15 protein-coding genes and 8 tRNA genes are annotated in these 13,362 nt (G+C 73.3%); 10 read left to right on the forward strand and 13 right to left on the reverse strand.

Features of this window, described 5'->3' with window-relative positions; all coding sequences use genetic code 11:
* Positions 1–60: 60 nt before the first annotated feature.
* The 3 genes from thrS to ABD361_RS08135 all read right to left on the reverse strand — a co-directional run bounded on the left by thrS (position 61) and on the right by ABD361_RS08135 (position 3,898).
* The gene (gene thrS / locus ABD361_RS08125; RefSeq protein ID WP_344434155.1) at positions 61–2,037 is read right to left on the reverse strand and encodes a threonine--tRNA ligase; all 1,977 of its coding nucleotides are present in this window, start codon (positions 2,035–2,037) and stop codon (positions 61–63) included.
* Between the two features lie 113 nt (positions 2,038–2,150).
* On the reverse strand, positions 2,151–3,329 hold the full coding sequence (locus tag ABD361_RS08130; protein WP_344434156.1) for a hypothetical protein: 1,179 nt from the start codon (positions 3,327–3,329) through the stop codon (positions 2,151–2,153).
* Positions 3,329–3,898 carry a DUF4365 domain-containing protein gene (locus tag ABD361_RS08135; protein ID WP_344434157.1) on the reverse strand — a complete coding sequence of 190 codons (570 nt, stop codon included), beginning with the start codon at positions 3,896–3,898 and terminating at the stop codon, positions 3,329–3,331. The genes ABD361_RS08130 and ABD361_RS08135 overlap by 1 nt, the downstream gene beginning before the upstream one ends.
* A 175-nt stretch (positions 3,899–4,073) precedes the next feature.
* On the opposite strand from ABD361_RS08135, the gene ABD361_RS08140 reads away from it, so the two are divergent.
* Positions 4,074–4,799, forward strand: a complete 726-nt coding sequence (locus ABD361_RS08140; protein WP_344434158.1) for a 3'-5' exonuclease — start codon at positions 4,074–4,076, stop codon at positions 4,797–4,799.
* Positions 4,800–4,919: 120 nt separating this feature from the next.
* On the opposite strand, the gene ABD361_RS08145 is transcribed toward ABD361_RS08140, so the two are convergent.
* From ABD361_RS08145 to ABD361_RS08160, 4 genes are all read right to left on the reverse strand, one after another.
* A tRNA-Val gene (locus tag ABD361_RS08145) sits at positions 4,920–4,991 on the reverse strand.
* Positions 4,992–5,055: 64 nt separating this feature from the next.
* Positions 5,056–5,538, reverse strand: a complete 483-nt coding sequence (locus ABD361_RS08150; protein ID WP_344434159.1) for an SRPBCC family protein — start codon at positions 5,536–5,538, stop codon at positions 5,056–5,058.
* 68 nt (positions 5,539–5,606) lie between these two features.
* A tRNA-Val gene (locus tag ABD361_RS08155) sits at positions 5,607–5,681 on the reverse strand.
* A gap of 57 nt (positions 5,682–5,738) precedes the next feature.
* Complete coding sequence (locus ABD361_RS08160; RefSeq protein ID WP_344434160.1) at positions 5,739–6,170, reverse strand: TIGR02611 family protein; 432 nt, start codon at positions 6,168–6,170, stop codon at positions 5,739–5,741.
* Positions 6,171–6,362: 192 nt separating this feature from the next.
* On the opposite strand from ABD361_RS08160, the gene ABD361_RS08165 reads away from it, so the two are divergent.
* Entirely contained in the window at positions 6,363–6,776 is a 414-nt protein-coding gene (locus ABD361_RS08165) for an SsgA family sporulation/cell division regulator (protein ID WP_003959770.1), read from the forward strand.
* A gap of 235 nt (positions 6,777–7,011) precedes the next feature.
* Positions 7,012–7,572: a CGNR zinc finger domain-containing protein gene (locus tag ABD361_RS08170; protein ID WP_344434161.1), complete on the forward strand. Its 561-nt coding sequence runs from the start codon at positions 7,012–7,014 to the stop codon at positions 7,570–7,572.
* A gap of 18 nt (positions 7,573–7,590) precedes the next feature.
* On the opposite strand, the gene ABD361_RS08175 is transcribed toward ABD361_RS08170, so the two are convergent.
* Together ABD361_RS08175 and ABD361_RS08180 are read right to left on the reverse strand one after the other, a co-directional pair.
* Positions 7,591–7,752, reverse strand: coding sequence for a hypothetical protein (locus ABD361_RS08175; RefSeq protein ID WP_344434162.1), 162 nt, complete (start codon positions 7,750–7,752; stop codon positions 7,591–7,593).
* A gap of 67 nt (positions 7,753–7,819) precedes the next feature.
* Complete coding sequence (locus tag ABD361_RS08180) at positions 7,820–8,227, reverse strand: hypothetical protein (RefSeq protein ID WP_344434163.1); 408 nt, start codon at positions 8,225–8,227, stop codon at positions 7,820–7,822.
* A gap of 374 nt (positions 8,228–8,601) precedes the next feature.
* On the opposite strand from ABD361_RS08180, the gene ABD361_RS08185 reads away from it, so the two are divergent.
* A complete protein-coding gene (locus ABD361_RS08185; protein ID WP_344434164.1) occupies positions 8,602–9,111 on the forward strand; it encodes a DsbA family protein in 510 nt (169 codons plus the stop codon).
* Positions 9,112–9,135: 24 nt separating this feature from the next.
* Here the strand turns inward: ABD361_RS08185 and ABD361_RS08190 are convergent, their stop codons facing one another.
* The 3 genes from ABD361_RS08190 to ABD361_RS08200 are packed head-to-tail and all read right to left on the reverse strand — an operon-like array spanning position 9,136 to position 11,854.
* Complete coding sequence (locus ABD361_RS08190; RefSeq protein ID WP_344434165.1) at positions 9,136–9,957, reverse strand: GNAT family N-acetyltransferase; 822 nt, start codon at positions 9,955–9,957, stop codon at positions 9,136–9,138.
* A gap of 41 nt (positions 9,958–9,998) precedes the next feature.
* Entirely contained in the window at positions 9,999–10,820 is an 822-nt protein-coding gene (locus ABD361_RS08195) for an aminotransferase class IV (RefSeq protein WP_344434166.1), read from the reverse strand.
* Positions 10,817–11,854: a chorismate-binding protein gene (locus tag ABD361_RS08200; RefSeq protein ID WP_344434283.1), complete on the reverse strand. Its 1,038-nt coding sequence runs from the start codon at positions 11,852–11,854 to the stop codon at positions 10,817–10,819. The genes ABD361_RS08195 and ABD361_RS08200 overlap by 4 nt, the downstream gene beginning before the upstream one ends.
* 223 nt (positions 11,855–12,077) lie before the next feature.
* On the opposite strand from ABD361_RS08200, the gene ABD361_RS08205 reads away from it, so the two are divergent.
* The 6 genes from ABD361_RS08205 to ABD361_RS08230 all read left to right on the forward strand — a co-directional run bounded on the left by ABD361_RS08205 (position 12,078) and on the right by ABD361_RS08230 (position 12,606).
* Positions 12,078–12,150, forward strand: a tRNA-Gly gene (locus tag ABD361_RS08205).
* Between the two features lie 35 nt (positions 12,151–12,185).
* A tRNA-Cys gene (locus ABD361_RS08210) sits at positions 12,186–12,259 on the forward strand.
* Position 12,260: 1 nt separating this feature from the next.
* Positions 12,261–12,335: transfer RNA gene (locus ABD361_RS08215), tRNA-Val, on the forward strand.
* A gap of 20 nt (positions 12,336–12,355) precedes the next feature.
* A tRNA-Val gene (locus tag ABD361_RS08220) sits at positions 12,356–12,427 on the forward strand.
* Positions 12,428–12,439: 12 nt separating this feature from the next.
* Positions 12,440–12,511: transfer RNA gene (locus ABD361_RS08225), tRNA-Val, on the forward strand.
* 23 nt (positions 12,512–12,534) lie between these two features.
* Positions 12,535–12,606, forward strand: a tRNA-Val gene (locus ABD361_RS08230).
* Between the two features lie 190 nt (positions 12,607–12,796).
* On the opposite strand, the gene ABD361_RS08235 is transcribed toward ABD361_RS08230, so the two are convergent.
* On the reverse strand, positions 12,797–13,015 hold the full coding sequence (locus ABD361_RS08235) for a hypothetical protein (RefSeq protein ID WP_344434167.1): 219 nt from the start codon (positions 13,013–13,015) through the stop codon (positions 12,797–12,799).
* Between the last annotated feature and the right edge of the window lie 347 nt (positions 13,016–13,362).

Consider the following 13,362-nt stretch of genomic DNA (forward strand, 5'->3'; position numbering starts at 1 on the left):
TGGGCCCCGCAGCGTCCACGACGCTCCGGGGCCCATCGGTTGCGATCAGTCCTGACCGGGTCAGACCTGGACGCGGTCCGCCACGGCCTTGGCGATCTCGGCGAGCGCCTCGTCGCGCGGGATGCCGTTCTTCTGCGACCCGTCGCGGTAGCGGAAGGAGACCGTGCCGGCGTTCATGTCGTCGTCGCCGACGATGATCATGAAGGGCACCTTGGACTTCTGCGCGTTGCGGATCTTCTTCTGCATGCGGTCCGAGGAGGCGTCGACCTCCACGCGCAGGCCCTGCTTCTTCGCCTCGGCGGCGAACTCCTGCAGGTACTCGACGTGGGCGTCGCCGACCGGGATGCCGAGTGCCTGGACCGGCGCCAGCCACGCCGGGAACGCACCCGCGTAGTGCTCCAGCAGCACCGCGAAGAACCGCTCGATCGAGCCGAACAGCGCGCGGTGGATCATGACCGGGCGCTGCTTGGTGCCGTCGGCCGCGGTGTACTCCAGGTCGAAACGCTCCGGCAGGTTGAAGTCCAGCTGGATGGTCGACATCTGCCAGGTGCGGCCGATGGCGTCCTTCGCCTGGACGGAGATCTTCGGGCCGTAGAAGGCCGCGCCGCCCGGGTCGGCGACGAGCTCCAGGCCCTGCTTCTCGGCCACCTTGCGCAGGGTCTCGGTGGCCTCCTCCCACGCCTCGTCCGTGCCGACGAACTTCTCCGGGTCCTTGGTGGACAGCTCCAGGTAGAAGTCGTTCAGGCCGTAGTCGCGCAGCAGGTCGAGCACGAAGGTGAGGGTGCGGTCGAGCTCCTCGCCCATCTGCTCACGGGTGCAGTAGATGTGCGCGTCGTCCTGGGTGAAGCCGCGGGCCCGGGTCAGGCCGTGCACGACGCCCGACTTCTCGTAGCGGTAGACCGTGCCGAACTCGAAGAACCGCAGCGGCAGCTCACGGTACGAACGCCCCCGCGCGTCGAAGATCAGGTTGTGCATGGGGCAGTTCATGGGCTTGAGGTAGTAGTCCACGCCCTCGTCGAGCTGCATGGGCGGGTACATGCCGTCGGCGTACCAGTCCAGGTGGCCCGAGGTCTCGAACAGCGCGCCCTTGGTCGCGTGCGGGGTGTAGACGAACTCGTAGCCCTCCTCCTCGTGCCGCTTGCGGCTGTAGTCCTCCATGACCCGGCGGATGATGCCGCCCTTGGGGTGGAAGACCGCGAGGCCCGAGCCGATCTGCTCGGGGACGGAGAAGAGGTCCAGCTCGGAGCCGAGCTTACGGTGGTCGCGCTTCTCGGCCTCGGCGAGGAACTCCAGGTACGCCTTGAGCTCGTCCTTCGACGGCCACGCAGTGCCGTAGATGCGCTGGAGCATCGGGTTCTTCTCGCTGCCGCGCCAGTACGCGGCGGCGTTCCGCATCAGCTTGAACGCCGGGATCAGGCGGGTGGTCGGCAGGTGCGGACCGCGGCAGAGGTCCTTCCAGCACAGCTCGCCGGTCTTCGGGTCCAGGTTGTCGTAGATGGTGAGCTCGCCAGCGCCCACCTCGACGTTCGCGCCCTCTTCGTGCGCGGCGGAGCCCTTGAGGCCGATCAGCTCCAGCTTGTAGGGCTCGTCGGCGAGCTCCTCGCGGGCGGCCTCGTCGGTCACGGCGCGGCGGGCGAACTTCTGGCCGCGCTTGACGATCTCCTGCATCTTCTTCTCGATGAGCTTGAGATCGTCGGGGGTGAAGGGCTTCTCGACGTCGAAGTCGTAGTAGAAGCCGTCCTTGACCGGCGGGCCGATGCCCAGCTTGGCCTCGGGGAAGAGCTCCTGCACGGCCTGGGCCATGACGTGGGCGGTGGAGTGGCGCAGGATGTTCAGGCCGTCCTCGGAGGAGACCTCGACGGGCTCGACCTCCTCGCCGTCGGCGACGACGTAGGTGAGGTCCTTCAGCTCGCCCGCGACCCGCGCGGCCACGACAGTGCGCTCGCCGGCGAAGAGGTCGGCGGCCGTAGTGCCCGTCGTCACCACGCGCTCTTCCCGCTCGGAATCGCGTTGGATGATCACACGGACGTCTGACACCGGACTCTCCTGACGTATGAGGCGCGGCAGCGGTCGCTGCGCGCCTGAATCGTACCGAGCCCGGCACCGTGGTCGCTAAACGGTTACGGGTGGCCCGGCGCGGATCCGCGGGGTCAGTCGGCGTCGAGGTTGTCGTGGAGGGAGTGCAGGGACTTCAGCAGCCGGTCCCGCTCGGCCGCGTCGACCCGGGCGGGGAGCAGGTCGTGGGCGTCGGCCAGGCGGCGGAAGCCGCCGCGGCTCTCCAGGCGGCCGCGGACGGTGACGGGGACCCCGGCGAGGTGGGCGTGGCCGGCGAGGCGGTAGTCGTCCTCGCCGAGGGTGGCCCGCACCCGGTCGACCTCGGCGCCGGCCAGGACCCGCAGCCGTACGGTGCCGGCGCCGTCCGGGCCCTCCCGGCGCAGCCTGACGACCGCGGCGGTCAGGTGCACGGGCAGCGGGGGTTCGGCGCGGACGTAGCGGGCGCCGGCCTCGCGCAGGGCGGGCAGGTCGCCGGGGGTGAACTCGACGGGTTCGGGGCGGGCGGCGAAGCCGGGGGGCGGGCCGGCGGCCGGGGCCCACTCGACGCCGATGCGCACCCCCTGGGTGCCGCTGACCAGGGTGACGAGGGCGTCGGTGAGCTCCCGGCACACGCCCGCCTCGACAGCGGCGTCGAAGGCGTCGCCGCGGCCGGTGGCGCGGCGGTAGTCGGTGGCGTCCCGGGCGGCCTGCAGGGCGCGCAGCACGGTGGTGGCCAGTGTCCGGCCGCCCTCGGGCGGGGCGTCGGCGAGGGGGACGTGGACGACGAGCTCGCGGCCGTCGTCCACGGGGCCGGTCAGCAGGCCGGCGAGGACGGTCTCGGCGCGGCGGCGGTGGCGGGCGCCGTGGAAGCCGGTGCGGGTGCCGGCGGCGCGGGCGGCGGCGGTGCGGGCCGCGGCGAGCAGCAGGGCGCGGGCGCCGGCGCGCAGCTCCTCCTGGGCGCTCCAGGCGGTGGCGGGGGCGCGGCTCTCGGGGACCTCGCGCCACCAGTGGATCTCGTCGGCGGTGCGGTGCAGGGCGGCGAGGACGGCGCGGGCGGAGGGCGCGGCGCTGTGTTCCAGGGCGGCCAGGGCCTCGGTGAGCAGGTCGGCGCTGTCGGGGTAGGCGCGGCCGTCGGGTACGAGGAGGCTGGTGCCGGCGCCGGGTCCGGCGGGCGGCGTCCAGCGGGTGTAGCGCCCGGGTTGCCCGCCGCGCCGGTGCCAGCCGTGGCGGGCGAGGAGGGCGGCGAGGACCGCGGGGTCCGGGGGGCGGGGGCGGGCGTCGTCGCTGGGGCGCATCAGGGTCTCCCTCCCGCCCCGACCCGGGTCATGATCTCGCACAGGGCGCGGTCGTCGAAGACGCGCGTGGTCGGGATCCGCACGGTGGTCCTGCGCCGGCCGGTGACGGGGTGGCCGGCGAGGTTGATCCAGTAGCAGCAGTGGCGCAGTTCGAGGCGGTCGTGGCCGGCGTGCAGCCAGTCGTGGCGGGCGCGGGGCACGATCATCACGACGAGGATCTTGTGGACGGAGACCGGGGTGCGGGCCAGCTTGGCGAGGTGGTCGTTGTCCAGGGTCAGCGGGAAGGTGCGGCCGGGCCGGGGCGGCACCTGGTAGGTGCTCTTGAGCTGCACCTTGATGGTGACCTCGTCGTCGGTGGTGTGGCCGGGGGCGCTGTGGCTGACGTGCCAGTCGATGCCGTTGTCGGGGTAGGGCTGGGCGAGCGAGCAGCCGGCGGCGGCCGCCACGGCGTGCAGGTAGCCGACCTGGAGGATCTCCATGCAGGCGGTGGTGGCGAGGCTGCCGCGGGGGACGGTGGGGTGCCCGGGGGCCGTCCGGTCGGGGGCGGGGTCGGGCTGAGCGAGCGCCATGTCCGAAAAGCCTTCCGGGCTCGCCGGTCCTTGTCTCGTGCAGGTCGTACATCTGTGTTGTCTCCAGACGAACTCCCCGGCAAACGGGGGCGGTTCGCCGGGCGTGACGGCCGGGTATCACCTGGCGGGGAGGGGGAATCACGCCATGTTCGGTACAGATGCGAGGAGTTGGGTCATGCCGTGCTGGTTCGAGGGGCCGCTCGCCGCCTTCGACACCGAGACGACCGGTGTGGACGTGGAACGGGACCGGATCGTCTCGGCGGCGTTCGTCACGCAGTCGCAGGCCGGGGCCGCTCCGGTGACCACGCGGTGGCTGGTGAACCCGGGGGTGCCGGTGCCCGAGGAGGCCACGGCGATACACGGGTTGAGCGAGGAGCACCTGCAGCACCACGGGCGCTGGCCGGCGCCGGTGATGGAGGAGGTGGCCCGGGGGCTGGCGGCGCACGCGGCCCGGGGCATACCCCTGGTGGTGATGAACGCGCCGTTCGACCTGACGCTGCTGGACCGGGAGTTGCGCCGGCACCGGGCGTCGTCGCTGGCGGGGTACCTGGGGGGTGCGCCGCTGTGCGTGCTGGACCCGTGGGTGCTGGACCGCCACCTGGACCGCTACCGCAAGGGCCGCCGCACGCTGACGGACCTGTGCGCCCATTACGGGGTGGAGCTGCACGGGGCGCACGATGCGGCGGCCGACGCGCTGGCCGCGCTGGAGGTGGTGCGGACGGTGGGGCGGCGCTTCGCCTCACGGCTGGAGCGGCTGAGCCCGGCGGAGCTGCACGCGCGGCAGGCGGTGTGGCATGCGGCGCAGGCGCGGGGGCTGCAGGCGTGGTTCGCCCGCAACGGCTCGGACGAGGAGTGCGATCCGGCGTGGCCGCTGCGTCCGCTGATGCCGGCCGCGGCCTGAGGAGGCCGCCCGGAGCAGACCCTGCGAAGCGTGACTGCGAAGTGTGACTGCGACGTACGACTACTGAGGACGACAACGCGCAAGGCCGGCCCGTCGGTTGACGGACCGGCCTTGTGGCGGTGGGCGATACTGGGATCGAACCAGTGACCTCTTCGGTGTGAACGAAGCGCTCTCCCGCTGAGCTAATCGCCCGGGATCCGCTGCCGTGGTCTCCCCCGGCAACGCAGTGAACAATACAGGGCGCGGCGGCCGGTCATCAAATCCCCCGGCCCGGGCCCGCCAGCAGGGCGCGCAGGCCGCGGTGCCCGGCGCGCATCATCCAGGCGTGGTTGGCGGTGAACAGGGGGCGGCAGGGCACGGCGAGGCGGCGCAGCAGGGGTTTGCGCACCTCGACGTCCTCCTCGAAGCGGGCGGCGCTGCCGCCGGCGCCGTGCGGCACGACGTTCCAGGCGGCCCAGCCGTCGAGGTCGCCGCACATGACGATCTCCAGGGTGCGGTCGCCCGGGTCGCGGCGGGTCTCGCGGGCGGTGACGACGAGGTCGTAGGGCAGGACCGAGCGGATGCGCAGGACGCCGGTGACGTCGTCGAGGCGGCGCACCTCGCGGACCTGGGGCCACCAGGCGGGGTAGCCGTCGGCGTCCTCCAGGGCGGCGTAGACGGCGTCGGGGGGCGCGGGCAGGATCCACCGGCCGTGGAAGCGGTAGTGGTGGGGTGAGGGCAGGCGGCGCGGGGGCGGCATGACGTCAGGGCACACCAATGGACCGAGGGTCCGCAAGGGGGTGTCTTCCCTTGCGGACCCTCGGTGTGTGGTGGGCGATACTGGGATCGAACCAGTGACCTCTTCGGTGTGAACGAAGCGCTCTCCCGCTGAGCTAATCGCCCGGGCGCACCGCAAACATTACCGCATGTCAGAGGGTGCGCAGAACCGCCCCTGCCCGGTCAGCGCACCGCGCGCCAGGGCGGCTGCAGGCCGTAGGCGGCGACGTAGAAGCCGATCAGGACGCCGACGACGATCAGGCCGCAGACGGTCAGGATGATGTTGCGGCGGCGCACCCGGGGGTCGAGGGCGCGCTGGGCCGCCTCGGTGACCTTGCGCTTGGTCCAGCGCAGCACGAGCTGGGCCCAGACGAACTCGGTCGCCCAGATGGCCATGCCGGCGAAGATCACCAGCCAGCCGGGGCCGGGCAGCGGCAGCATGATCACGCCGGCGACGACGACGGCGAGGCCGACGACGAAGACGCCGACCTGCCAGCTCAGGTGCAGGGGCCGGGACCTCCTGACGAAGTGCGGGGCACGGGAGCCGAGCCCCCGCGCGGGCTCCTCGGCGCCCTCGGGGGCGGGGGCGTGGTGCTGGTCACTCTCCGCGTTCATGGCGCCCAACGTACCCGGACGTGCCGGATCTCACCGGATCGGCGGTACCGGCGTCGCGGCGACTGGGCCGTCCGAGGTATCCGAACAGCCTCAAAACGGTCAGAGGGGTTTACAACGGCACCGTAGGTGGCATGTCGATTTCGCCGACGTGCGAATCCCCGAGCGCACACTGAGCGAAAGGCCATGGCGCTTATGAACACCACGGTCAGCTGCGAGCTGCACCTGCGCCTCGTTGTGTCGAGCGAATCGTCACTGCCTGTCCCCGCAGGCCTGCGGTACGACACGGCCGATCCGTATGCCGTGCACGCCACCTTCCACACCGGAGCCGAGGAGACCGTCGAGTGGGTCTTCGCCCGGGACCTCCTCGCGGAGGGCCTGCACCGGCCCACGGGCACCGGAGACGTCCGGGTCTGGCCGTCCCGCAGCCACGGCCAGGGCGTCGTCTGCATCGCGCTGAGCTCCCCGGAGGGCGAGGCCCTCCTGGAAGCCCCGGCGCGGGCCCTGGAGTCGTTCCTGAAGCGGACCGACGCCGCCGTCCCGCCGGGCACCGAGCACCGTCACTTCGACCTGGACACCGAGCTCTCGCACATCCTGGCCGAGAGCTGATGCCGGGCAGGAGCTGATCAAGGGCGCGCCGGCCCACTCGGGGAGGCCGCGCGCAGGACGTGAGAGGAAACCGGCGGATTCCGCCGGAGGACATCGCTTCACGGCCCGCCACGGCGCCGTCGTCACGCCACCAGCGTGAGGGCGGCGCCGTGGCGCTGTGGAGCCGCTAGAGTCTGCTCCCCGCGGTCGAACATTTGCCGCCCTACCTCGGACCGGCCAGGGGAGCGAACGATCCGTGATCGTCAACCACGACACCCGGCGCACGCTCGACTGCGTCGTCGACCTGCTCAACACCGACCTCGGCGCGGACCCCGGCCCCGGCCGGGACGGCCCGGCCGTGCTGCGGGAGTTCGTCGCCCGGCACGGGATCGTCGGCATCGACGCGTTCGGTGAGGCGGAGCTGGCGGCCGTGCGGGCCGTGCAGGAGCGCTTCGCCCGCGCGTTCGACGCACCGGACGACGCCGCGGTGGCCGAGCAGCTCAACGCCCTGGTGGCCGGGGCGGGCACCACCCCCCGGCTCACCGACCACGACGGCCACCCCTGGCACGTGCACTACTTCGCCCCCGGCGCCTCGCTCGCCGAGCACCTGGCGGCGGACGGCGGCATGGCGCTGGCGTTCCTGCTGGTGGAGGGCGAGCGGGAGCGGCTGCGGCGGTGCGTGGCCCCCGGCTGCGGGCGGGCCTTCGTGGACTTCTCGCGCAACCGCTCGCGCCGCTACTGCGACGGCCGCACCTGCGGCAACCGCCTGCACGTGGCCGCCTACCGGGCGCGCCGCCGCGAGGCCGGCCGGGACTGAGGCCCGGGCGGGCCGGCGTCACCAGCGGTAGAGGTCGTGCACGGCGGTCAGCAGGATCAGCGTCGCGACGAAGGTCAGGAAGAACATCAGCGGTGGCTGGGACAGGGCGAACAGGCAGCCGCGGGGCTCGTCGGTGAGGTGCTGTGCGGGGTCGTCGATCGGTGCGGGGTCGTCGTTCATCGCCGCCAGATCATGACGCAGCCACGTCGGGCACAGGCCCAACGTGTCACTCGTGAGGAGGAGTTCGTCAGATTCCGTGCTTCTTGAGGATCGCTTCGATGTCCGAGAAGTCCTCGGCGGGAGCGGCCCCGGACTGCCGCGTTCCGCCGGAGGCGGCGGGTGCGGAGGCGGCGGGCGCCACGGCGGGCGGTTGCGCACCGGCGGTCACCGCCCGGCGGGAGCGCCGGCGCCCGGCGGCCCGGCTGATCGCGAACAGCGCGGCCGACAGGGCGAGGATGCCGAAGCCCGCCCAGACGGTCGGCTTGAGCACCAGGTCGGTGAGCCAGTCGGTGATCCCGGTCAGCACGAGCCCGATGGGGATCAGGGCCCAGGCCGCGATGCGGGTGGCGGCGAGGAAGCGCCGGCGGTAGGCGGTCAGCAGGGCGATGCCCAGGCCGGCCGCGGAGATCGCGGCGCATACGGTCGAGGTCAGCATCGTTTCTCCTCCTGCCCGGGGCGCTGTCCTTCCATCGTGCACCTGCCGCCGTCCGGGCGGCCATGATGCGCGGGCGAGCCGGGGAAATATCCGTCGGACCCTTAGGGCCTGTCCGGCGGATCAGGCAGCGCCCCGTAGGGGCGCGGGGAACTGCGCGACCGGCCACCGACGGCCCGCAGCCGACGCACCTCCCGCGGTCCGGGCGAAGCCCGGCACTTCGTCTGCGGGCGCGTCGTGGCTTGTCGCGCAGTTCCCCGCGCCCCTACGGGGCGCCGTGGTGCCGCGTGACGAAGATCCGCCGGACAGGCCCTAGGGGTCGAACGGCCGCGGAGGCCGCGGCGGCGACGGCCGCCGGGGGCTGGAAGACTGGCCCCATGAGCGAAACCCACACCTCCCCCGTCGTCCTGGACGTCTGGTGCGAGCTGCAGTGCCCCGACTGCCACCAGGCCCTGGAGGACATCCGCGCGCTGCGCGCCCGGTACGGCGACCGGCTGGAGATCCGGCTGCGGCACTTCCCGCTGGAGAAGCACAAGCATTCCTACGCCGCCGCGCAGGCCGCGGAGGAGGCCGCCGAGCAGGGCAAGGGCTGGGGTTACGCGGAGGCGGTGCTGGCCCGCACCGCCGACCTGGCCTCGCACGGCGAGAAGGTGCTGCTGGAGGTGGCCCGGGAGCTGGGGCTGGACGCCGAGGAGATCGACACGGCGCTGATCGACGGCCGGCACACGCTGACCGTGGACGCCGACCACGCCGAGGGCAAGGCGATCGGGGTGACGGGGACGCCGACGTACGTCATCGGCGACGAGCGGCTGGACGGCGGGCAGGGCCAGGAGGGCCTGCGCGAGCGCGTCGAGGAGATCGCCGACCGGCTGCTGGCGCAGGGCTGATCGCCCGGGCGGCCCGCGGGGCCGTCAGTGCAGGATCTTGTACAGGTGGAACTCGGTCGCCCGGTAGCCGAGCGATTCGTACAGCCGCAGGGCCGGGGTGTTGCCGGCGAAGACGCTGAGCGCGATCGCACGGCCGCCCGCCGCCAGGGCCTCGCGCTCGGCGAGGTGCATCAGCGTGCGCCCGTGCCCCCGGCCGCGGTGCGCCGCCGCCACCCGGACCTCGAAGACGTACGCCTCCTCCTCCCGCAGGGCCAGCCACAGCGTGCCCACGTCGGCGCCCTCGTGGCGCAGGACGCGCAGCACGACGCCGGGCGTGCCCGCCCCGTGCGGCAGGAGCCGCGCCCGGTCGCGGTCGGCCTTGGCCGCGGCCAGCTCCGCGGGCACCCCGCGCCCGGCCCACTCCGCCACGTACTGCGCCCGGCCCGCCGCATGCCAGGCGGCGAACTCCTCCTCGGCCAGGGGCCGGGCGGTGCTGCCGGGCGGCAGGGCGGGCGGGGCGGCGAGCGGCTTGTTCAGCGAGCGGCTGCGCTCGACGTAGCCGAGGGCGCCCGCCAGGCCCAGGGCGGTGGTGGCGACGGCCGGGACGTCGACCGACACCTGGGTGCAGCCCCAGCCGCGCAGCACCTCCTCCGCGGCCAGCGCGGCGACCGTGCCGCGCCCCCGGTGCCGGTCGCGCTCGTCGACGACGAGCCCCGCTATGCGCCCGAAGCGGGGGCCGAAGCGCGGGTCGGTGGCGATGGTGAGGCTGCCGACGGGCCGGCTGTTGACGCACACCTCGTAGGGGCGGGACCTGCCGCCGTCCTCGGTGCGCAGTTCCGGTGCGGTGGGGCGCAGCGTGGTGGTCACGCTGGTGTTGTACCGGCCCGGGGGCGGCACGTCATGCGGATTTACGGATCGATGTCCGCGGCCGAGCGTTCGGCGAAGGTGCGCACGGCCTTGGCGGTCACCGGGCCGGGGACGCCGGGCAGGTGGCGGCCGTCGACGGTGTGCACGGCCTGGACGTCGCGCAGGGAGGAGGTCAGCAGGATCTCCTCGGCCCGCTGAAGGACGTCGAAGGGCAGGTCGGTCTCCTTGGCGCCGGTCCACTCCAGCAGCAGGGCGCGGGTGATGCCGGGCAGGCAGCCGGAGGACAGCGGCGGGGTGTGCAGCTCGCCGTCGAGGACGACGAAGACGTTGGAGCCGGTGCCCTCGCACAGGGCGCCGACGGTGTTGGCGAACAGCGCCTCGCTGGCGGCGTGCCGGTGGGCCTGGGCCAGGGCGACGACGTTCTCGGCGTACGAGGTGGACTTGGCCCCGGCCAGGGCGCCGCGCTCGTTGCGGGTCCAGGGGACGGTGACGACGGCGGTGCTGCCCGGCCGGGGGGTGTGCTCGGCGAGGGCGACGACGAGGGTGGGGCGCAGGGTGGCGCGGTCGGAGCCGAGCGGGGAGACGCCGCCGGTGTAGGTGATCCGCAGCCGGCCGAGCGGCATGGGGTTGGCGGCGAGGACGGCGTCGGCGGCACGGCGCACCTCGTCGCGGTCGGGCTCGGGCAGGCCCAGCAGCCGGGCCGAGGCGGCGAGCCGGTCGAGGTGGCGGGTCATCGCGAAGGCGCGGCCGTCGGTGGCCTTGAGCGTCTCGAAGACGCCGTCGCCCACCGTGAGCCCGTGGTCGAAGACCGAGATGCGGGCGCTGTCCGCGTCGCGGAGCTGGCCGTCGTACCAGATCATCACCGTGTCGTCCCTCCTGCCGGCTGGTGTCGGCCCGACGCTATCGCGAGGAGGCGGGCGGCCTTCAGCTCCGTCTCGGCCCACTCGCGCTCGGGGTCGGAGCCCCAGGTGATGCCGGCGCCGGTGCCGAAGCGCAGGACGGGGCCGCCGGGGGCGGTGCGGTCGATCCAGAAGGTGCGGATGCCGACGGCCAGCTCGCCGGTGCCCCGGTCGGCGTCGACCCAGCCGATGCCGCCGCAGTAGGGGCCGCGGGGGGCTCTCTCCAGGGCCTCGATGATGTCGAGGGCGCTGGCCTTGGGCGCGCCGGTGACGGAGCCGGGCGGGAAGGTGCCGGCCAGCAGCTCGGGCCAGCCGGCGCCGTCGGCGAGCTCGCCGCGGACGGTGGAGACCAGGTGGACCAGGCCCGGGTGCGGTTCGACCGCGCACAGCTCGGGCACGGTCACCGAGCCGGTGGCGCAGACGCGGCCGAGGTCGTTGCGGACCAGGTCCACGATCATCACGTTCTCGGCGTGGTCCTTCTCCAGCAGGTCCGCGGCGGTGCGGCCGGTGCCCTTGATGGGGCCGGACTCCACCGTGCGGCCGGTGCGGCGCAGGTACAGCTCGGGCGAGGCGGTGGCGATCTCGATGCCGTGGGCGGGCAGCCGCACGGTGCCCGCGTACGGGGCGGGGTTGCCGTGGGCCAGGAGCGCGGTCAGGGCGTCGACGTCGGCGCGGTCGGCGTCGGGCAGCGGCGCGCTCAGCACGCGGCAGAGGTTGGCCTGGTAGACCTCGCCGGCGGCTATGTGCTCGCGGATGCGGCGCACGCCCGCGACGTAGCCGTCCCGGTCCAGGGAGCTGGTCCACTCCTCGGGTGCGGGTCCGCGCCAGGCCTGCGCGTCGGGCAGGGGCGGGGCGGGGCGTACGTCGCCGAAGCGGGCGCAGCGCAGCCCGCCGTCGAAGTCGGCGACCACGGCCCACCAGCCGCTGGATTCCAGGGCCGCCGGGTCGCTGGTGACGTCGCGCAGATCGGTGGCGAGCAGGCCGCCGAAGCGGGCCATCGGGGAGGCCGTCGAGGAGAGCGCAGTAGGGAGGCTGTGCACGTCATCGAGTCTATGGGGCACTGCGCGGGCGGGTCCGGGCGGCGGACCGCGGGGGCCGTGGGGAGCGTTCCGGGAAGGATCAGCGCAGCATGCTGGGCAAACGGAATTTGAGCTGGCGCCGGAATCCGCTAAAGTTCAACACGTCGCCGGGACGCGGAAGCGCTCCGGAGATGCAAGACCTGCGGACATAGCTCAGTTGGTAGAGCACCACCTTGCCAAGGTGGATGTCGCGAGTTCGAGTCTCGTTGTCCGCTCGATGTGGGGGATCTTCCCGAACCCCCACTCCGTTGGTGGAGTGGCCGAGAGGCGAGGCAACGGCCTGCAAAGCCGTCTACACGGGTTCAAATCCCGTCTCCACCTCCAAGGACGATTAGCTCAGCGGGAGAGCGCTTCCCTGACACGGAAGAGGTCACTGGTTCAATCCCAGTATCGTCCACCAGGTCCGTAATGGATCTACCCGCGCGATTAGCTCAGCGGGAGAGCGCTTCCCTGACACGGAAGAGGTCACTGGTTCAATCCCAGTATCGCGCACGCTGCACCCCCGGACGATTAGCTCAGCGGGAGAGCGCTTCCCTGACACGGAAGAGGTCACTGGTTCAATCCCAGTATCGTCCACCGAGGCCCGCACGGGTCTCCCCGCGCGATTAGCTCAGCGGGAGAGCGCTTCCCTGACACGGAAGAGGTCACTGGTTCAATCCCAGTATCGCGCACACCGATCGGCCCGGGCCGGAGCTCCACGCTCCGGCCCGGGCCTTTTGCGCATCCGATGAGCCCATGGAAACTCGACGGCCGGGTACCTCCCCAGGTACCCGGCCCGTCGTGCCGTCCGCCGCACCCCCGTCCCCACGGGGTCCGGCCGCATCGCCCGGCCCGGGCCGCTCTTCCCGGGCCGCGGGGCGCTCAGCGCCCCAGCAATCCGGCCACGGACGACGCCTGTGCGACCACGGCGTCCCAGCCGCCGAAGACGACCGCGAGCAGTGCCGCGAGCGGCAGCACCATGGCGGCCGCGACGAGCGGGTGCCGGGTCGGAGCGGGAGGCGGGGGGAAGCCGTCGCCGGGGGCGTCCACGGCCCGGTGACCGTGCGCCCGGGCGCTCCCGCGCCCCGCCACGTCCGGCATCCTCCGCTCCTTCCGTCTCCCCTGCGTCGTGTGGGGCGACGGGCACCTGACCTCGGGGGACGAGTGTGCGTGCCCGTCGCTTGCCCCTCACCCTAGGCGCGGCCGCCCCGGCCCGGCGTCATGCCCGCGTACCCCTCGGCGTTCTCCGAGAGGATGACAGCGGCCCGGCGAGGTACTCCCAGGGGTGGAGAGGCCCCTCCCCCGGTGAATTCGATCACTTCCCGGCCGCACCGGCGGCCGCCCGTGCGGGGGTGCCGGGCCGGGCCCGTACCTCCTCGCGTCATACGTTCGACTCCCCCCGGCCGCCGCCCGGGCGGACGACCCCGCGCAGGGGCCGGAACCGGCCA

The sequence above is a fragment of the Streptomyces luteosporeus genome, assembly GCF_039532865.1.
Taxonomy (GTDB): domain Bacteria; phylum Actinomycetota; class Actinomycetes; order Streptomycetales; family Streptomycetaceae; genus Streptomyces; species Streptomyces luteosporeus.